The sequence below is a fragment of the Serratia marcescens genome, from assembly GCF_029846115.1.
GTDB lineage: Bacteria > Pseudomonadota > Gammaproteobacteria > Enterobacterales > Enterobacteriaceae > Serratia > Serratia marcescens_L.
In genome coordinates this window covers 1,022,176-1,042,036 of record NZ_JARVZZ010000001.1, presented here as the reverse complement: position 1 = coordinate 1,042,036, position 19,861 = coordinate 1,022,176, and the positions used below count along the sequence as shown (strand labels likewise).

Below are 19,861 nucleotides of genomic sequence, written 5' to 3'. Positions count from 1 at the left end.
GAGTTAAATCGCGCCCTTGAAATTGGCTTCGCCCTTTTTCCAATAACCTTTGGCAAACAAGGCGGCGCGGGAGATGCCCATTTCGTTGATAAAACGCGCCTTCAGATAGGCGGCGACCTGGTGTTCGCAGGCCAGCCACACCTGCCCTTCGCCGGCCGGCAGCTCGCAGTGGCTGACGGCCTGCACCAGCGGGCTGTTCATCACGCTGTCGAAATGCCGGGTGCGTATTTGCCAGCTGTTCATCTGCAAAAAGGAGCAATCGACATCCTGAATCTCCTGCGCATCGCCCACTTCGGCGAACCACAGCACCGGCAGCGGGGCAGACAGCGAGGCGAGAATGGTGCGCATAGCGGGCAGCGCGGTCTCATCGCCCAGCAACAGCAGCCAGCGAGTTTGCGGCAACAACCGGAAGCCGCCGGAGCAAGGGCCGGCGAACCCCAGCTTGTCGCCCGGCATCGCGTCGCGCGCCCAGTTCGACGCCGGGCCTTCACCGTGCAGCACCATATCGATATCGAAGGTGCGGGCGAGTTTGTCGATGCCGCTCAGGGTATAAGCCCGCCCGGCCAGCGTGTCGCGCCACGGGAAGAACACCTTGACCCAGCAGGCCGGCTCCTGCGCGCGCGGATCGGCGATAAACTTATCCACATCGTCGCCGCTCAACGTGATGCGGCGGATCCGGGCGGTGACTTGCCGCACGGCGCTCACCCTGGCCTCGCGTTTGCGGCGGGTATCCCTTTCCAGCATCTCGTCGACCATCTTATTCAGCGTGTTGTGCATCAGCCTTCTCCTGTGGCGCCGCAGACGGGTAGGTGTGTTCCCAGCCGCCGCCCAGCGCTCGATAGATATTCACCACGGCGATCGCCGTCTCCTCCTGAGCAACAATTTGCGCGGACTGCAGATCCAGCAGCGCGCGCTGCGTGCTCAGAACGTGGATAAAATCGCTGGCGCCGTTCAGATAGCTGTCGCGCGCCAGCGCAAACGCGTGTCGGTTGGCGGCCAGCGCCTCGGCCAGGTGCGTCTGGCGGCGCTGCTGGGCGCGGTAACCGGAAAGCGCGTCGTCGATCTCATGCCAGGCGCGCAGCACCGTTTGCTGGTAGGCGATGGCCATTTCCTGCTGCCGGTATTCGCTCAGGCGCACCCGCTGGGTGATTTTCCCCCCGTCGAACAGCGGCAGATACAGGGCGGGGCCGATGGCGAAGGTATGCGTGGACCAACTGCCCATATCCGCCAGCGCCAGCGCCTGATAGCCCGCGTTGCCGGTCAGCGTGATGCGCGGATAGTAGTCGGCGGTGGCGACGCCAATCTCGGCGGTCGCCTGATGCAAACGCTCCGCCGCTTCGCGAATATCCGGCCTGCGCAGCGCCAGATCCGACGGCACGCCCATCGGCACGGCGTGCGCCAGCGTCGGCAGCGGCCCCGTTGGCGACAACATCGCTTTCAGCGCGCCCGGCCGCTCGCCCAGCAGCAGGCCGATGGCGTTGATCAAGCGTTCCTGCCTACCGAACAGCGCCGGCAGCAGGGCATCCACCTGCGCCAATTGCACCTGCGCCTGATCGATATCCAGTTCGTTGCCCGCACCGCTTTGATAACGGCTTTGCGTCAGTTGCAGCGTACGCAGCGCGGTGGCGCGGTTTTCCTGCGCCACCGCCAGCTGCTGCTGCGTGGCGCGCAGGCGCAGATAGTCGCTCGCCACCTCCGCCGTCACCGACGTCAGCAGCGCGCGCCGATTCTCCTGCGAAGCGGCGAAGCCGGCGCGCGCGCTTTCCGATGCGCGGCGCAGCTTGCCCCACATGTCCAGCTCCCAGGTGGCGCTGAATCCGCCGCGCCAGAGATGATAATCCGCCTCTCCGCCGTTGCCGGACGGATCCATGCTGCCCACCGAGGTGGCACGCTGGCGCTGATAGGCGCCGTCCAGGCTCAGATCCGGCATCAGCGCCGCCTCTGTCGCGCCCAGCAGTGCGCGGCTTTGCTGCATGCGCGCCGTGGCGAGCTGCAGATCCAGGTTGCCGGCCGCCGCGCGCTGCACCAGTTGCGACAGCGACGCATCGTTGAATATCGACCACCAAGCCACCGGCAGCACCCCGCCGCCGGCCTGCTCACCCCAGCTCTCGGGCAACGCGTTCTGCGGCCGAGCGTAGTCCGGCCCTACCGCCCGGCAGCCGCTCAGCGCCATCAACAGCAGCGGGATCACGGCCCTGTTCATTGCACGCCTCCGTCCAGCGTATTGATGCTGACGTCCGCGGACATGCCGACGCGCAGGGCGCTCAACAAGGCGGCGTGCTCTTTGTTGATATCAAACACAATCTTCACCGGGATGCGTTGAACGATCTTGGTGAAGTTGCCGGTGGCGTTCTCCGGCGCCACGGCCGCGAAGCTGACGCCGGAAGCAGGCGCAATGCTGTCCACCTGCCCTTTCAGCGTTTGTCCGGGAAAGGTATCGATATGGATGTCCACCGACTGCCCGTGCGCAATGTTTTCCAACTGGGTTTCCTGGTAGTTGGCGATGATGTACAGCTTGTCCTGCGGCACGATGGCCAGCAGCGCATCGCCCGGTTTGACGAACTCCCCGACCCGCAGGCTTTTCTTGCCGACCACGCCGCCGATCGGCGCGATGATGCGGGTATAAGACAGGTTCAGTTCAGCCATCGCTTTCTTCGCCTGCGCCAGCATCAGCTCGGCATCGCTGTCCGCCAGCTTGGCTTGCAGCACCTGCTCCATGTTTCGCGCCGCTTTGAGCGTCGCCTCCGCCTGCGCTACATTGGCGGAAAGCGTGTGCACCCGCGTTGTCGCCTGCTGCGCCGCCTGCTGTGAACCCGCGCCGCTGCTGGCCATTCTCTGATAGCGGTTCTGCTCCTGGCGCGCAAACGCCAGCTCCGCCTGCGCCGCCTGCCGCTCCGCCAACGCGGCAGCGATCAGCGCGCTCTGCCGGGTGAGGTTGGCCCTGGCGTCGTCCTGCCGGGCGCGGGCGGATTGCTCCTGCGCCGTTGCCTGCGCCAGCGCGACGTTGAATTCACGCGGGTCGATCACCGCCAGCAACTCCCCCTGTTTGACCCACTGGTTGTCCCTGACCAACACCTGCGCAATTTCACCGGCAATCTGCGGAGAAATACGCGAGATATCGGCACGAATATAGGCGTCGTTGGTATTCTGCTGTGTCTCTTTAATAAGGAATTTATTCATTAATAACCCCAGCGTAATGACGGTAACCGCCAATACGGCGACGGCGACTTTCTTGTTAGCCATAAAAGTGACTCCACTTAATATTTATTTCTGATGATAAAATGTCAGGCAGCGACCGAACGCGGCGGATAAATACGGGTCGGCATAACTAAAATCAGCGCGGTCAGTAATAACGCCAGGCCGGCAACCAACAGATAAAGATCGGCGCTGGCCAGCACGTGGCCCTGCCGAGCGGCAAGCTGCGCCAACTGCTCCGCCGACCCCGATGCGCGGCTGTAGGCCGAGCCAAAACCGTCGGCGATCGTGCCGGCGTGATAGTCCCCGCGCTGCCGGCTGAGCAGCGCGATGGCGCCGCCGGCCGCGGTGGCGGCGAAACCCTTCACCGCGTTGAACCAGGCCGCCGCAAACGGCCCGTCGGTCGGCAACAGCCCACCGGTCGCCTGCATCAGCAGGGGGATGATCGCCATCGGTTGAGCGATCGCCTGCAACAGCGCGATGACGCGAAATGTGTCGCCGTTCCATTCCGGCGTCAGCTGGGCGGCCAGCACGCAGGCGGTGGCCATCAACAGCAGGCTGATCGCCAGTACCCAGCGGCAATCCACCCGCGGCGTATTGCATATCATGGCGACAATCGGCAGCGTAATTAATTGCGGCAACGCCACCCACAGCATTAAGTCGGAGGTTTGTTCCTGACGGTAACCCTGAATCGCGGATAAATATCCCGACGTGATATTAACCAGTGACACCATAATTAACAGTACGCCACCCAGCGTAATTAAGGAGAAGGACAAATTCCTTTTGCTTAATAGCTGCAAATTGAAAAAAGGCAGCGGGTGATACCATTCATTAATCAGAAATAACGCCAATAATCCGCCGCCGCCCAATAATAAAACGTAGATCAGCGGCGAGTTCAGCCAGTCGAGGCGCTCCCCCTGAGAAATGCCCACTGTCAGCATGCCGAGCGCCACGCCGCCAAGCAGCAGGCCGCGCCAGTTGAACTGCCGCAGGCGCTCCAGCCGCAGCGGATCCTGCGGCAGACCGTAGCCGATGCACACGGCGGCGATCGCCATCAGCGGCAGGTTCCAGTAGAAGTACCCGCTCCAGCCCCAGTGAAAGGCGAAGGCGGCGGCGGTGGCGCCCAACGTGGCGCTCCAGGCAGAGACCCAGCCGTAGGCGCCCAACCCCAGCACCTTGATCAGCGGCGGCATAAAACGCAGCACCACCGTCATCAGCATCGGCGGCAACGCGCCGCCGGCGAAGCCCTGCAGACTGCGCACCGCCAGCAGCACGCCATACTGTTCTCCCAACCAGGGCGTCAGCAGCCCACCGGCCAGGTAAATACCGCACATCGTCAACGCCACCCGGCGCAGCGAAAAGGTCGGCCAAAAACAGGGCGTGAACCCGGAACCGATCACAAAGCCGGTGACGTAACAGGTGGTCAGCCAACTGCCGGCATCGAAGCTCAGCAGCATGCCGCCCTGTATATCCGCCAGCGCGAACTTGCTGGCGTTTTCCCCCACGCCGCTGGCCATCACCGCCAAAAACACGCCGAACAACCCCAGCCAGGTGCGGCCGTTGATTTCGCCGGCGCTGGCGAGCCATCGATTTTTGTGGTGCGGCGTAACAGACACCTCAACCATTCCCCACTCCTGCTGTTTCAGCCTCAATCTTTGTTGTCGTGGGCAGTATCCGGGCTTATTTCGATTGTTTAAAATGAAATGATGTAATTAACTAGTTGCACAAAACGCAATCCATTGAGCGCACCACCACCGGAGAGGCCATGCCGCAAAAAATTGATTTCAATCTGATCTATGCGCTGAATCTGCTGCTGGAAGAAGGGAGCGTGAGCGGCGCCGCCGAAAAAATGAACCTGAGCGCGCCGGCAATGAGCCGCATTCTGGGACGCATCCGCCGGCAGTTCGACGACCCGATCATGGTCAGAGCCGGCAAGCATCTGGTGCCGACGCCGCGCGCGCTGGAGTTGAAACGCCAGCTCGGCGACATCATCGAGCAGGCCGCCGCGCTGATCGCGCCGAATGAGTCCTTCGAGCCCGGCAAGCTGACCCGAACCTTCACCATTCGCGCCAACGACATTTTTATCGGCGCGCTAGCGGGCGGCTTGCTGGAAACGCTGCGGGACATGGCGCCGCTAAGCGGCCTGAAGTTTATCGCCGAAAGCGACGGCGAGGATGATGCGCTGCGCAGCGGCAAGGTGGATCTGGTGATCGGTTCCTCGCGCGACTGGCACCCGGAAATTAAGACGCAGAGCCTGTTCACCAGCACCTTTCAGGCGCTGGTGCGCCCTGGGCACCCGATCATCGGCCGGGTAACGCCCGAAACCCTGACCCATTACCCGCATATCAGCGTCTCGCGCCGTGGGCGCACGCAGGGGCCGATCGACGACGCGCTGCGCGATCTCGGCCTGCAGCGCAACGTCGCCCTGACCCTGCCGGGCTTTCATTCGGCGATGATGTTGACCATGAAATCGGACTTTATCCTGCCGCTGCCGCGCCACGTGCTGCAGGGGGTGAGCAACATTCATCTGCCGTTGGCGGAGATCGAGCTGCCGCTCGAGCTGGAATCGGTGTTTATCGTGCAGGCCTGGCACCCGCGCCTGGATCGCGACCCGGCGCACCGCTGGCTGCGGCAGACCATCAAGCAGTTCTTTTTGCAAAGGGAGTGAGGGGGTTAGGGGTTGGGGAGAAGAGACGCTCGCGGCAGAACCCAAATACGCCTGCCAGATAAGCCGGTAATATGGCATTTTGCCGAAGCCCTGCGCATACTCAGACGTCTTGGGTAAACCGCGCGACGCGGGCAATGGCATCGGTATTCCATTTCGCCAAGCACGAAACAGAAAGGAACTCATGTCCAGGGAGGCACAAATGACCAAAGCGTATTATTGGAAAAGTCAGGTGTGGGGCGTGACGTACTTTTTTATCGCGCTCTATTATATCCATCTCTTCCAGCCCAGCGTGAATGTCCCGCTCTCTCTGGTCGCCGCCATCCTGAGTCTGTTGCTGTATCCCTTCGCCAAAAAAGCCATTGAAACGGCCGCCCTGCAGTTCACGAGTGAAGAATTTTGGCACCGCGGACTGTTCGCCGATACCATAGGCAAAAATGGCGTGCTGATCCTGTATTATGCATTCTGTTATGTCATGGCCCTGCCGCTGGGCACCCTGTATCTGCTTGCCCTATTCCTCAGAAATAAAAAGGCCGCGTAAGCGGTTTTTACGTCAACGGTTTACTGCCTCGTCGTCCTTCTTCATGAACGTTTCTTCTACCCACACAAGCGGCGCTATCACAAAGCGAAAGAAGCAAACTCACTCTACCGGAGACGACAATCACAGAGGAGATTGGGAGCATCACAGGAGTCGCATTTGATAGCCAGTTCTATTGAATTTACTCAGTTTTATCCCGTTCGATTTTGAACCATGCCCCCTATTATGCCCCCAAATGATTTTGCTTGTGGGGTTTAAGGGTCAGTTTGGATATCGAAAATTATTGTACGTTAAGCTCATATTTTGACCGTTCGATTTTAGCTAATTGAAGGCGTGATAAATCCCCTGTTGGGTTTCAGCCCTCTCTCTTGTCTGTATTCCTCACCTTATGACGACAACTTCTTCGGTTTCAAAGGCGCTTGAGGCTTATGAAGAAAAACCAACAATGTCAATGTAACAATTTTTTAATATGCACATTTAATGCTATCTATTGTCATGTCGGCGAGTTTATTCAGGGGTTTGAGGGCCAATGGAACGAGATTGTACGTTATTGAATTAACTGTATGATATATAAACATAATTGGCATAGAAAAATGCCCTTAAAATGGTGTCTTTTTAATCGAAAATTGGCATTTAACGGACAGCGTTGTCTGCCAATCGATTTTTCAGACGTTCATTTTTAGCCTGCCGTACGTTTTCGTACGGTTGCCCCTCAAACCCCAAGGATATCTGAGGCCGTTAAAAGCGGCGTCAAAGGCAGAAAATATCTTAACGTGGGTTTTCGTTCCACTGAGCGTCAGGCCCCGTGTCCCCCCATCGAATTGCATGCATAAAAAACGCCACCCGTTCGGATGGCGCAAAGAACATATTCAAAGAATTCTCAGATGAATTTAAATTTTCTCAATGTTACTTCAGCTTCTTTTTTCAGCGTTTTTTCATCAATTTCAATTGATGAACGATCAGGATCTGATGTGTACCGCTCAGCCAAATCAAAAATTTCGTATAAACACCCACTAATCTCCTTGCTATCCTTTGCCAGTACCCCTGAATTACCCTCATCTCGCCATAACTTAAAAAAGCGAGATTCAAAATCTTCAGGTGAAACCTTGGATGACACTAAATCTTTCGTCAAATCAATTAATTTAATACTCATTTCAAACTCCCCGTTTTAATGTAAACCTCATATTGCGGTGTTCCCACAGTTAAATGCCACCCAGATATAAAATCACCATTTTTCTTCACAATAACGACGTTATTTGTTTTTGGATTAAAGAATACTTTTGATCCTTTTTCATGAAGGTAAGTCCCTTTCTCCACAGTTCCTTTATCCGCCAAATGCGCCTCAATAGCATCCCTGAACTTAGTCAACGTTTCACGATTTTTCTTCGTGTCACTAACCCCAAAATCACTAGCATGTTTGAGGTATTTTCTATCCAATTGTTTACGTGTAAATCGTCCAGAATCAAGCGGATCACTCAGCACCACATACACCGGCTCTACACCTGTCCCGGCCGCATCCGGACGCCAGTAGATAAAATCCTGTAGTCCGTTGTGGTCTGCGACCGGCGTCGTGGTCACCGTGATGGTGTCCATCGGTTTCACTTCCGTGCCAGTATGGACGGGGGTCACCGGGACCGGAGGCGGTGGTGAGCCGGTATTTGACGGCGCTGAGGGCGGCTGAGCCGGGTTAATCAGGATGGTCCGCGCAGGGACGCCTGCACCGGCAATTGCCGGAACGGTAATACGGTCCAGACCTGTTTTCGGATCACGCACCCCCGTCAGCACCTGCACCGCCGCCGGAATACCGCCGTTACCGGTTTTCAGCAGCTGCAGCGCCAGTTGCCCATTGCTCTTCACCAGACTCCCACGCGCCGGCATATTCACGGTTTTCATCCCAGCCTCTATCGCCTTCGCATCCGCCAGAGCCCGCGCCGGAAACGCAAACAGCGCAGGAACGTCGCGCCCTGGAACTTGATCACTACCCTGACCAGCAGCTTTTGAATGGAACCAAAGAGTCGCCATCGATGCCTTAAGAAGCCCCGGACTGACCGCCGGAACGGATAGTTTGGACAGCGCATTACTGAACCAGTTGGTAATACTGCCTGCCACATCACCGGCAGCTGTCCACACTCCAGCTCCGGCCAACGCTATCTGCGCCGTCCCCGGCGTCTGATTCAGCACCATAGCACCCGGCGCTTTGAGCGCCTTATTCGCTTCTGCTACCATCGCCGGTGTATACACGGGAGCGGGTTTCACCCCGGCTTTGTCGAACAAAGCCTTACGGGCTTCCTCGGTCTTACGGGCTTCCTCGGCCTTGCGGGCTTCCTCGGTCTTACGGGCTTCCTCGGCCTTGCGGGCTTCCTCGGCCTTACGGGCTTCCTCGGCCTTTCGGGCTTCCTCGGCCTTTCGGGCTTCCGCTTCGGCTTTCGCTCTTGCCTGCGCGTCCAGTTCCCGTTGTAACCCTTCGTTACGTTGTCCGCTGAATACATGGAGAAGTGGCGCAAACCGCTGCGTGTATATTCTTTTTGCGTTCGCACCATCGCCTCGACGACAGGCATCCAGCAATTCACGATAATGCTTGTCGTTTTTTATATATGGGCAATTTTTCTTTCCGCAGATAAAACAAATATTATTGGCCAGACATTCTTTGACTTTTTCATCCAACCCAGGGATCGGAATTGCAGTGACCGTCAGGGTCTCCTCTCCATTTTCCCAATTCCAAGATCCGTTTTGCCAATATAATCCGGGTTCAGGTGCCACCCCGTTATTATAATTATACGGATCGTATTTAACTTCCCATTTATGCTCCATAAAATCTCCTTTTTGATATCTGTCATTTTGCACACAAACACTGTGTTTATATATAGTGTTTGATGCTAAACCCTCCTCTCAAGCCCGTCAATTAAATGATAATCATTCTCGTCTGTGCCAAGCGTGACACAAAAAGCAGCCGCCTGCGACAGCTGTCACACTGACAAATGTGGGTTAATCCCGGCTGCACGCCCGTTCCCACTCCAGCTTCTGCAACCCGTCATACTCCCGGAGGATATTCTGAAGGGAGAGTAGAGAGCATTAAATTTCAACTTAAACAATTAATTATCTACTTAACGTACGTTTTCGTTCCATTGGTCCTCAAACCCCATTCACCCCAAACTTCCTCTCTTTTTTGTTTGATATACAGCACAACAACCAGCTGGGTTAATGACTTGTAAACTCCTTTAACTCTCGCTAAAAACTGGATGCACATACAGTATTCGTGTGCGATTTCAACAGGAGATGAGTTATGAGTGGTGGTGATGGTAAAGACAGCCGCGGTCCTGGCGGTGGGGTGAATGGTGGGCCGACGGGGCTGGGTGGGGGTGTGGATGCATCCGATCACTCTGGCTGGAGTTCGGAGAATAACCCATGGGGAGGTAAGGATAAGGACACTGGCGGGCATACTGGTGGTGGCAACAATGGTGGGGACAGGGATCCCGCCAACACCGGGAGCAACATTAACCTGAGTCTGTTTCCGGAAGCACAAGCGTCTGTCGCGGTGGGGACACAATTCAATCTTTCGTTGATCGACGGTGCGTGGGGATTCAGTCTGCTGAAATCCCAAACGGTGCAATCGTTTATCACGAAATCAATAGCCAAAGTGAAAACACTCGGCATCCCTACGGTTGGAACACTGTGGCGCGGTAGCCTTTGGGGATTGGTCGTGGAAGGCATTACGCCAACCAAAATCGCTCCTGATGATATGTCGATGGTGCGACATATCACGACGACGCTCCCTGCGGATTTGGTCACTCAGACGCCACCGGGCCAACTGCCCACTCAACCGGCAACCCTGGTCAGCGCCCGTATTGCTGACCTCGTTGACGAGGGGCAGCAGAAAGTGGCCATTGTTCGTTCACCGTCTTTGCCGATGAGCGTTCCGGTTGTGGAGGCTAAGCCCACCAAGCGACCGGACGTCTATACGGCGGGAATTGTACCAGGCATGCCTGATATTCATATTCGCGTCAATGCGCCGGCACCGCCAACCACGGCGAAACCCGTGGACGGTGTTACCGAGATAAATAATGCTGAAGCCAAACCGTTGCCAGCAACGCAGCCGGGCGGCAATACGCACGATGGTATCGTGGTGTTCCCCCCAGGCAGTAATTTGCCACCGGCTTATGTTGCCGTGGTGGAGATCATTCCGCTCAATGAAGTCAATGCCCGCGAGACCGAACGCAAAGCGCTTCTGAGTTATCAGGAAATCCGCCAGGAGCGTGAAGCAATGCAAAAGGCGCGCGAGGAAAAATCCAAGACATTTGGTTGGCTGTTGCCAGAAGATCTGGCAATCATACAGCGGCAAATTGCGGAAACGCAGGCGCAAATTGTTCTCGGGCAGGCTACCGCGCAACGCCAGTCGGTTCAGGAATCGAATGCCAGAGCCCGGAGCCAACCGGCTCAGGCTGACCAGTATCGCCGCGAGCTGACCCGGACCAATGCGTCTACGGAAGCACTGAATAATCAGCTGGCCTCGCAACGACAGGCGGAAACCGACAAACGTGCAGAAATTGCCGAATTCGAGCGCAGAGCACGAGAAAATATGAGCAAAATTCGTGCTCGGCAGCCGACCGATCCGGATATTGCTTCGTTGTCACCGCAAGCGCAAGCGGCGTTCTGGCGCAACCAGGCGAAGAAAGAATTCGTTCTTACGGTTGGCGATGGCGATTTGCCCAAATATCCGCCGGTCATGGGCAGCAAACCCAGTTCGCTGTTTCTGGAGCAGCCTGCCTACTTCTGGCGTGAAAGCGGATTTGTTATCAGCAACTATAATTCGGTAGCGGCGACGGAGACACTGGAAGCAGGTATCCGTGGCGCGTTTGCCCGGGCCTCGACGACATTGACGAAGACACCTGCGGAAAAACTGTATGCCAACGGGCAGGTCACCACGGCTGAGTTTGCTCAGCTCTCTTTTGTCTTTTCCGAGAGTTTGGACGTGCCGGCATTGAGCGTCATGTCATCCCTGGGTATCGGTCGGTTCGGATTGACACGAGACGATGTGAGGAATGCGCTCGGCAACTATAATTCGGTGCGGTTACCTTATCGACTGGTTTCTCGTGAGACGGGGGATGTCGGGGAAGAGAAAATCCACATCAATATCGTTCGCCCTGATGAGCGGAATGTAAAAGGTGCGGTGCCATTAAGGCCACTATCATGGGATGCGGTGAAAAGGGAGTTACGCTTTACCACTGATGACGGTGCTATCTCTCTGACCTGGACACCGGCGAATGACAAGGGCGTATCCGGTTATATTATTACCATCACGCCGGTTGGTGCGCCTGCAGGCAAGCTTACGACGGGGGGCAGTGTCGATGTGTCAGGGAAAGGAACGCTGACTGCATTGCCCAATGGTGATGTTCAGCAGATCCATGACTATATTTTGGTTCCACCGGTTGAAAGTGGTCTTGATCCGATTTATGTCATGTTCAACAAACCACGAAAAAAACCGGCCAAGGAGGATAAGCCTGAGCTTGTCAAACCCCGGAAAGGGTTGACAGAATTTGGGCATGGATATCATCGGCCTCCAAAAACAGAGGATATACACGGGCTGGGTGAACTCAAAAAAGGGGAGTCGAAGAATCCTGTTCAGGGGGGAGGAGGCCTTCGAGCACGCTGGTATGGCGACAAGGGACGTAAAATCTATGAATGGGATTCACGGCACGGTGAGCTGGAGGGATATCGAGCCAGCGACGGTACGCACCTAGGCGCATTTGATCCCACCACCGGTGAACGAACTGAAGAGCCGAAACCTGAACGTAACCTCAAAAAGAAATATCTGTAAGGAGATAGTCATCATGGGACTAAAATTAAATCTTGTTTGGTTTGAAATTGATTCACGTCAATTTGCAGGGGAAGAATACTCTAAGGACTTTGGGGATGATGGCTCAGTTATCGAAGGCTTAGGGTTGCCATTGGAAGATAATATTAATAATGGTGGGTTCAATGTTGAACGTGGTTGGATTCCATTGCTTCAACCGTATTTCAAGACAAAAATTTCCCCTGAAAAATTTGCCTACCAGATCTCGTTCGATTATCAGGATGGCAATTGGTAATCTGACATTTTACCCATAACAAATAACGCCCAACAATTGCAATATTGTTGGGTTTTTTGTTATTAATATCAATCCCCTAAGAATACCGTATAGTGCAGGAGTGCCCCTATTGCGATAACGGATTATGTTTAAAAAACATCCTTACCGTACAATAATTTCCGATCTCCAAACTCCCCCCTTTAAGGGGCTTTATGGACGCTTTTTGGTGTCTGTTTTCCACTGCAGTAAACCGGCAATATCCTGTTCCCCCGCCGCTTCTTTTAAGCGGCGCTGCTGCTCGGCATACTGGACATATTCAGCCTGCGCTTTTTCATCTGCCGCTTTCTTACTGACCGTGCCAGCACCTTGTAGAACGTCACGGTCGTTAAATTACAGAAACTGATCCAGCTTATCCTGCCAGTCACGCAGGAACATCTGTTGACGACGCCGCGCCTGATCTTCAGCGAAATCTGACCACATGTTGACCACGCGATTGAGTTCACTGACTTCGTCCTGATTGAGGTAATTTTTCGCCACCGTCACGTCGCTTTTGCGCACCTCCTCCCCCTTATAGCTGCTTAAGCCCATATGGGGCTGGCTGGCGTCAGCCCGCTGATGGATGAGTTCGGCAGCGGTGTGGCCGGTGCAGGCAAAATGCAGCTTGTTTTGGATAGTTTGGAAAAACAACGTTGTCTCTTTAAGTGACGGCTGATAGTCGGCGGCTAATGCGAAGATCTCCCTAACCCGCAAATAAACCTGACGCTCACTGGCACGGATATCACGGATGCACTCCAGCATCTCATCAAAGTAATCAGGCACTGCGGATGAACCCACGGGCGGATTTTTAAGCCGCTCGTCATCCATCACGAAGTCTTTTATCAGGTATTCCTGAAGCGTTTGGGTTGCCCACTGCCGGAACTGAGTTCCTCGAGGCGAACGAACACGATAACCAACGGCAAGAATAACGGGCAGACTATAGTGCAGGATATTGCGACTTACCTGACGTGACGGCCCCCTTCCTGCTGAACCTGTAAGTAAGACTTACAGGTTGCGTTTTGTTCAAGTTCCGCTTCTTCGTAGATCGCTTTGATGTGCTGCGTAATCGCCTGGGGAGTCACTTGATAAAGATTCGCGATGGTCGCCTGGGGCAGCCACAGCGTTTCTTGCTCAAAACGACATTCAACGCGCACTTTGCCGTCATCGCTGGCAAACATAACAAACTCACCTGCCGGTGATTGGGGTAAGTGCTTGTCTGCCATGTCGCCTCCGCTTTAATCTGAAATCTGACTTACAACGCTGTAGTTCGCTCAGTATGCCAGGGAACCACATCAAAGCTCATTACTCGAACAACGGTTATTTTCCCAAAAAAATATCTGCAAGCTGACTCGCTTGGATAGGATTTTGTTGAATTTAAGAAAGTGAGGGAAACAGTAATTTGGCGGAAGATCACAGGAGTCGAACCTGCCCAGGACCGCTGGCGGCCCCAACCGGATTTGAAGTCCGGCCGCCCCACCGGGGACGAGGATCTTCCTTGGAGAAGAGAAGAAGCAAGGCGCTGATTATAGCGCAGTTTGTTCGCTGCGCTAAGCGGGAAATGGCGGCCGCCGGCGATTCGGCGGCCGAGGAGCGCTACTTCAGGAAATCCTTCACGTCCAGCAGGATGAACTCGTTGTCATCCGCCATATTGGGCTGGCGGCTGGAGGAAAACGGGAAGTTGTTGTCGTTGCCGACGATGATGTGGTTGGCGTCCACCACGTCCACGTTCTCGATGGTGAAGAACGGGAAGGTCAACACGCCGTCGTTCAGCGGCTTGCGCGCCAGCTTGTGCGGATCCTGAATGTTCAGCAGGTCGATATAGCCCAGTTTCTCGACCGGTTTGCCGACGTTGGCGTCCGAGAAAGCGATTTTATACACTCGCTTGAACTTGGCTACCTGGCTGAAGCAGTTGTCGGTCGGCGCACCGGCGGCGCAGGCTTTATCCGGCGTGCCTTCGCCGTTGTCGCGCTCGATCACCAGCCCGTGGGTGGCGTCGATCATGTTGAAGTCGCCGATGGCGTTCTGGTTGTCTTCCAGCACGTACTGCCAGCTGCGGCCGGTCCAGGCCTGCTGTTTCACGTCGAACTCCAGCACCCGCAGGTAGCGTTTGCCGCCGACGTTCTCGAACTGCTCGCCGTCCCACAGCGCCCCTTCCAGCAGCGGGTATAGCTTGCTGCCGTCCGGCGAGGCGGCCATGCCTTCAAAGCCTTTGGAGCGTGCCACCTGGAAGTTCTGCTTGCCGTCCGGCGCGCCCGGCAGGGTCAGCGTCGGGTTGTCCGGCGATTTCACTACCTTGCCGTCCACCAGGGTGTCGAACACCGCCAGCACTTTGCCGTTCAGGTCGGCCTTGATCAGGTAAGGCCCAAACTCTTCGCCGATCCACAAGGCATCGTCGGCAAACTGGAAGCTTTCCGGATCGAAATCGCTGCCGGTCAGATAACGCTTCTCGGTGCTCTCGTTGATAATGTGGAACGGCACCTTTTTATCCGTATCGTGCAGGAACACCGTCTTCAGCGGCGCGACCGTGCCGTCTTTGAAATCGATCTTGTAGTGGTTGAGATACAGCATGGCGTCCGGTGAGTTGGCCTTGCTGCCGAAGCCGTTGTCGGTCAGCACCCAGTAGGTGCCGTCGGGCATGTGTTTGATGCCGGAGTGGCCCTGCAGCGGCTGGCCGTCGATCGGCAGGCCGAGGCCGGTCAGGCGATCGGCGGATTTGCCCGCCACGCTGCCCAGCTCGGTGACGCGTTTGCCGCTGGTGTATTTGCCGCTCTGCTGCAGATCGCTCGGCGCATCCTTCGGTGTGGAAACGGTGGATTTCACCGGCAGCAGCGCATGCCCGGCCAGCGTCGCTTGCACCGGCTGCGCGTCGGCCCACAGGTTGGCGCTCAGCGCCATGCAGCCGACCAGCAGCGCCAGCCGGGTTTTGGTGTTGTGCATGTCATTGTCCCTTTTCGTTGTTATCGCCCAGAAGTAAAAGCAACGTCACTATAGGGAGCGGCAATGACAGAAATATTATTCGGCGAACGCCCGCCGGTAGCTGTGCGGGTGGAAGCGCCAGGTGATGGCGATCAGCACCACCACCAGCAGCGCGTGGATCTGCCAGTCCAGCACGAAGCCGCCGCTGTAGTCGCGCAGCAGACCGGAGAGGTAGGGCGTCACGCCCGCCAGCAGGAAGCCGACGCCCTGCATAAAGGCCACCAGTCGCCCGGCCGCCGCCGGCTGATGCAGGTGATCGAGCGCCAGCACCAGGCACAGCGGGAACGCGCCGCCCAGCCCCAGCCCGGAGAGCAGCACCCACAGCCACGGCAGCGTCTGCGGCAGGTAAATCAGGCCGATAAAGCCGATCAATTGCATCATCAGCGCCAGCAGCAGCAGCGGCCGCCGGTCATGATTGCGCGCCAGCGCCGGCAGCAGCAGCGCGCCCACGACCTGGCCGAAGGTCATCAGCGCCAGCAGCGAACCGCTGGCCTGCGGCTGCCAACCGAGCTGCATGTAATACGGCGGCAGCCACGCAATCAGGCTGGTATAGCCGCCGTTGATCAGGCCGAAATAGGCGCCGAGCAGCCAGGCGCGCCGGTTGCGCAGCAGGCTTGGCCCGCGGTTTTCACCCGCCGCGCTCAGGCGAGACAACCCGCGGCTGACCGGCCACCAGGCCAGCAGCGCCACCAGCGCCGGCAATGCCCACCAGGCCAGCGCGCTGTGCCAGTCGTGCCCCGCACTCATCAACCACGGGGTGATCGCCGCGCCCAGCCCGCCGCCGCCCATCAGCGCCGCCGACCACAGCCCGGCCACCAGCGCCATGCTTTTGAGGAAATGATGCTTGATGATGCCGGGCATGACCGCCTGGATCACCCCGATGCCGAGCCCGCCCAGCACCGCGCTCATCAGCAGCTGCACGCTGCCGGGGGCCAGTTCGCGCCAAAGCGCGCCCAGCCCGATCGCCAATAAACTTAACGCCACGGCGCTGCGTTCGCAGAACAGCCGGTTGATGGCGCCACCCGCCAACGCCATCAGGCCCATCATCAACACCGGCAGCGTGGTCAGCAGCGCCGCGCCGCCAAAGCTCAGCCCGGTAGCCTGGCGCAGCGTCGGCAGCAACGGGCCAATCGAGGTCAACAGCGGCCGCATGTTCAGGCCGATCAACACCAGCGCCAGCAGCAGGGGATTGAACCAGCGGCGCGAAGAGGATGAATTAACAGAATGATTTAACACGGTATATTCCTGGTACTGCAAAATGAAGAGTGCGGCGTCACAGCGCGATCGCCGCAGCGTTGCGTTACTGTAGGCAACGCCGCTAGTATTGGGAAATTAAATAATAAAATAGCCAACAGTGGGAAAATGAATCGCTACCCGATGTTCAATCCGCAGCTGCTGCTCAGCTTCGTCGCCGTATGCGACAGCAACAGCTTCACCCGCGCCGCAGAGCGGGTGTTTTTGTCGCAGTCCACCGTTAGCCAGCAGGTGCGCCGGCTGGAAGAGATGCTGGGCAAGCCGCTGTTTGAGCGCTCCTCGCATCAGGTGCTGCTGACCGAAGAAGGCGTCAAGCTGTTGAGCTACGCACGCCGCATCATCGCGCTGAATGAAGAAGCCCACGACGCGCTGACCGGCATCTGGCGCGACGGCGTGCTGCGGATCGGCATGCCGGAGGATTTCGCCGTACCCACCACCGAGCTGCTGGCCGACTTCAGCCGCGAGCACCCGCACCTGCGGCTGGACGTCGCCAGCGGCCTGAGCGCCGATCTGCACAGTGCCTACGCGCGTGAAGAGCTGGATCTGATCCTGGTGAAGCAGCGCCGCCGGCAACCGCCGCGCGCCGCGCGGCCGGAACCGCTGCTGTGGCTGGACAGCCTGGCCTTCCCGGCCATCGAGCAATCGCCGGTGCCGCTGGCGGTATTTCCGCTCAGCGGCCTGTACCGCGACGAGCTGTGCCAGGCGTTGGACAACCTCGGCAAACGCTGGCGCATCGGCTACAGCAGCGCCAGTCTGGCGGCGCTAACCGCCGCTTCCGCCGCCGGGCTGGGCGTCACCCTGCTGCCGGCCGGCTGCCGTCTGCCCACGCATCGGGTGCTGGGCGAGGCCGAAGGATTGCCGCCGATAGACAGCTTCGAACTGGCACTCTACTACCGCGACGGCGCCCCCGCCGCCACGCTGGCGCTGGCCCAGCGGCTGGCGGTGTTTTGCGGGTTGAAATAAACGCCGGCAGACGCCGATCATTACCAAATCGAATAGTCACCAGTGGCAAATGTCGCTGCCAACCGGTCGATTCCTCTCCTAAATTGGGGGATGTTTTCACCCTCACCTCTGGATTAAGGAACCGAACGTGGAAAACCCTCAACAACCGGGCCGCAGAGCCTTCCTCAGCCAAACCGGCAAACTCACCACCGCCTGCGCGGTGATCGGCCTGACGGGCGGCATGGCGCAGGCCGCGTCACCGGGCGACGGGCAGTGCGCACCGGCACCGATGACCCTAACCGATCGCCACTACTGCCTGAGTGAGGTGCGGCTGGAAGACGGCTTTGAATACGACGGCGAAACGGTGATCGGCACCCGCACCGCGCTGTACACACTGGAGATCAAAGACGGCAAGATCGCCGCCATTCACGCCGCCAACGCCCCCCTGCCCGCCGGCGTGCCCCGCTATCAGGCGCAGGGCCAGCTGCTGCTGCCGGCGTTCCGTGATATGCACATCCACCTGGACAAAACCTTCTACAGCGGCCCGTGGCAGGCGCCGCGCCCGCGCCAGGGCAAGACCATCATGGACATGATCGCGCTGGAGCAGACGCTGATCCCGAAACTGCTGCCCACCTCGCAGCAGCGGGCGGAAAATCTGATCGCCCTGCTGCAGTCCAAAGGCAGCACCGTGGCGCGCAGCCACTGCAATATCGATCCGGTCAGCGGCCTGAAAAGCCTGGAACACCTGCAGCGCGCGCTGGAAAACCACCGGGCGGACTTCAGCTGTGAAATCGTCGCCTTCCCGCAGCACGGGCTGTTGCACTCCAAGGTCGATGCGCTGATGCGCGAAGCGATGCAGATGGGCGTGCAGTACGTCGGCGGGCTGGATCCGACCAACGTCGACGGCGCGATGGAGAAATCGCTCGACGCCATGTTCCAGATCGCCCTCGATACCGGCAAAGGCGTGGATATCCACCTGCATGAGACCAGCCCGGCCGGGGTCGCCGCCATCAACTATATGATCGCCACCGTGGAGCAAAACCCGGCGCTGCGCGGCAAAGTCACCATCAGCCACGCTTTCGCCCTGACCACGCTGACGCCGGGCGAACTGGCGGAAACCGCCACCCGGCTGGCGGCGCAGCAGATCACCATCGCCTCCACGGTGCCGATCGGCGGCCTGATGATGCCGCTGCCGCAGCTCAGCGAGAAAGGGGTGTTCGTGATGACCGGCACCGACAGCGTGATCGACCACTGGTCGCCGTTCGGCACCGGCGACATTCTGGAGAAGGCTAACCTGTATGCCCAGCTGTACCGCGGCTCCGACGAGTATCACCTGTCGCGCGCCATGGCCATCTCCACCGGCGGCGTGCTGCCGCTGGACGATAAGGGCCAGCGCGCCTGGCCGAAAGCCGGCGACGCCGCCGAGTTCGTGCTGGTCAACGCCAGCTGTTCCGCCGAGGCGGTCGCCCGCCTGCCGGCGCGCAGCGCCACCTTCCATCAGGGGCGTCTGGTGGCCGGCCAGGTGAGCAAAGCCTAAGGTCGGTCCGCTGTTGTCATCATGATGGCCGTTTTTGGCCTTCTGCCAGAGTAAGGCGCGGCGCAAGATGGTCGCTACACACACTGGCGGAGGGCCGAAAATGTCACAGAGCGCGTTATTGATCATCGATGTCCAGCAATCATTCCAGCACCGTCCATTCTGGCAGGAGGACGATCTGCCGGCGTTTCAGCAGGCGCTGACCCGCCTGATCGCGGGCTGCCAACAACGCGGCGCGGCACTGGTCGACGTGCTGCACGTTTCGCCGCAGGGGCCGTTCTCGCTGGCATCAGGCCACGTGCAGCGCCTGCCGTTCCTCACCCACCAGGCGGATATCACCGTGCATAAGCATGTGCACAATGCGCTGACCGAATCCGGCCTCGACGCCTGGCTGCGCGAGCGGGATATCAACCACCTGATCGTCTCCGGCATCCGCACCGAGCAGTGCTGCGAAACCACCACCCGGGTGGCGTCCGATCTCGGTTATCGGGTGACCTTCGTCACCGAGGCGACGCTGACCTTCCCGATGCGCCATCCCGACGGTGAAGTCTTTACCCCCGCGCAGCTGAAGCGGCATACTGAAACCGTACTGGTCGATCGTTTCGCCCGCATCGCCAGCGTGGATGAGGCGCTGGCGCAACTCGCACAGGAGTAAC

Annotated in this window: 15 protein-coding genes, 1 tRNA gene and 1 pseudogene; 7 read left to right on the top strand and 10 right to left on the bottom strand. The window is 58.1% G+C overall.

Annotation, left to right across the window (positions count from 1 at the left end):
- Positions 1 to 3: 3 nt before the first annotated feature.
- From QDT79_RS04815 to QDT79_RS04800, 4 genes are read right to left on the bottom strand one after another with little or no spacing between them, the layout of a single operon-like run.
- Positions 4 to 777, bottom strand: coding sequence for a siderophore-interacting protein (locus QDT79_RS04815; RefSeq protein WP_130018480.1), 774 nt, complete (start codon positions 775 to 777; stop codon positions 4 to 6).
- Positions 758 to 2,203 (bottom strand): efflux transporter outer membrane subunit, encoded by a 1,446-nt coding sequence (locus tag QDT79_RS04810; protein ID WP_063989119.1) that lies wholly within the window; start codon positions 2,201 to 2,203, stop codon positions 758 to 760. Before QDT79_RS04810 ends, QDT79_RS04815 begins: the two co-directional genes overlap by 20 nt.
- Positions 2,200 to 3,243, bottom strand: coding sequence for an HlyD family secretion protein (locus QDT79_RS04805; protein ID WP_063989120.1), 1,044 nt, complete (start codon positions 3,241 to 3,243; stop codon positions 2,200 to 2,202). Before QDT79_RS04805 ends, QDT79_RS04810 begins: the two co-directional genes overlap by 4 nt.
- A 41-nt stretch (positions 3,244 to 3,284) precedes the next feature.
- On the bottom strand, positions 3,285 to 4,820 hold the full coding sequence (locus tag QDT79_RS04800) for an MFS transporter (protein ID WP_308316243.1): 1,536 nt from the start codon (positions 4,818 to 4,820) through the stop codon (positions 3,285 to 3,287).
- A gap of 140 nt (positions 4,821 to 4,960) precedes the next feature.
- Between QDT79_RS04800 and QDT79_RS04795 the strand changes: the two genes are divergently transcribed.
- Together QDT79_RS04795 and QDT79_RS04790 are read left to right on the top strand one after the other, a co-directional pair.
- A complete protein-coding gene (locus QDT79_RS04795; RefSeq protein ID WP_033649994.1) occupies positions 4,961 to 5,863 on the top strand; it encodes a LysR family transcriptional regulator in 903 nt (300 codons plus the stop codon).
- Positions 5,864 to 6,062: 199 nt separating this feature from the next.
- On the top strand, positions 6,063 to 6,401 hold the full coding sequence (locus QDT79_RS04790; RefSeq protein WP_308316242.1) for a colicin E1 family microcin immunity protein: 339 nt from the start codon (positions 6,063 to 6,065) through the stop codon (positions 6,399 to 6,401).
- An 877-nt stretch (positions 6,402 to 7,278) separates the two neighbouring features.
- Here the strand turns inward: QDT79_RS04790 and QDT79_RS04785 are convergent.
- Complete coding sequence (locus QDT79_RS04785; protein ID WP_072270057.1) at positions 7,279 to 7,551, bottom strand: colicin immunity domain-containing protein; 273 nt, start codon at positions 7,549 to 7,551, stop codon at positions 7,279 to 7,281.
- A complete protein-coding gene (locus tag QDT79_RS04780; RefSeq protein WP_308316241.1) occupies positions 7,548 to 9,209 on the bottom strand; it encodes an S-type pyocin domain-containing protein in 1,662 nt (553 codons plus the stop codon). Before QDT79_RS04780 ends, QDT79_RS04785 begins: the two co-directional genes overlap by 4 nt.
- A gap of 472 nt (positions 9,210 to 9,681) precedes the next feature.
- Here QDT79_RS04780 and QDT79_RS04775 point away from each other — a divergent pair, with 472 nt between their 5' ends.
- Positions 9,682 to 12,213 carry a colicin-like bacteriocin tRNase domain-containing protein gene (locus QDT79_RS04775; RefSeq protein ID WP_107227509.1) on the top strand — a complete coding sequence of 844 codons (2,532 nt, stop codon included), beginning with the start codon at positions 9,682 to 9,684 and terminating at the stop codon, positions 12,211 to 12,213.
- A gap of 13 nt (positions 12,214 to 12,226) precedes the next feature.
- Complete coding sequence (locus QDT79_RS04770; protein WP_107227510.1) at positions 12,227 to 12,484, top strand: colicin E3-like toxin immunity protein; 258 nt, start codon at positions 12,227 to 12,229, stop codon at positions 12,482 to 12,484.
- A gap of 189 nt (positions 12,485 to 12,673) precedes the next feature.
- On the opposite strand, the pseudogene QDT79_RS04765 reads toward QDT79_RS04770, so the two are convergent.
- The 4 genes and pseudogenes from QDT79_RS04765 to QDT79_RS04750 form a co-directional block, all read right to left on the bottom strand.
- Positions 12,674 to 13,722 (bottom strand): annotated as a pseudogene (locus tag QDT79_RS04765) (virulence RhuM family protein).
- Positions 13,723 to 13,899: 177 nt separating this feature from the next.
- Positions 13,900 to 13,994 (bottom strand) — tRNA-Sec (locus QDT79_RS04760).
- A 98-nt stretch (positions 13,995 to 14,092) separates the two neighbouring features.
- Entirely contained in the window at positions 14,093 to 15,436 is a 1,344-nt protein-coding gene (locus QDT79_RS04755; RefSeq protein ID WP_308316240.1) for an esterase-like activity of phytase family protein, read from the bottom strand.
- Positions 15,437 to 15,511: 75 nt separating this feature from the next.
- Positions 15,512 to 16,711, bottom strand: a complete 1,200-nt coding sequence (locus QDT79_RS04750) for a cyanate transporter (protein ID WP_308316239.1) — start codon at positions 16,709 to 16,711, stop codon at positions 15,512 to 15,514.
- A gap of 126 nt (positions 16,712 to 16,837) precedes the next feature.
- Here QDT79_RS04750 and QDT79_RS04745 point away from each other — a divergent pair, with 126 nt between their 5' ends.
- From QDT79_RS04745 to QDT79_RS04735, 3 genes are all read left to right on the top strand, one after another.
- A complete protein-coding gene (locus tag QDT79_RS04745; RefSeq protein ID WP_041037265.1) occupies positions 16,838 to 17,692 on the top strand; it encodes a LysR family transcriptional regulator in 855 nt (284 codons plus the stop codon).
- Between the two features lie 127 nt (positions 17,693 to 17,819).
- Positions 17,820 to 19,208 carry an amidohydrolase family protein gene (locus QDT79_RS04740; RefSeq protein WP_107227519.1) on the top strand — a complete coding sequence of 463 codons (1,389 nt, stop codon included), beginning with the start codon at positions 17,820 to 17,822 and terminating at the stop codon, positions 19,206 to 19,208.
- A 100-nt stretch (positions 19,209 to 19,308) separates the two neighbouring features.
- Positions 19,309 to 19,860 (top strand): isochorismatase family protein, encoded by a 552-nt coding sequence (locus QDT79_RS04735; RefSeq protein WP_060441240.1) that lies wholly within the window; start codon positions 19,309 to 19,311, stop codon positions 19,858 to 19,860.
- Position 19,861: the final 1 nt, after the last annotated feature.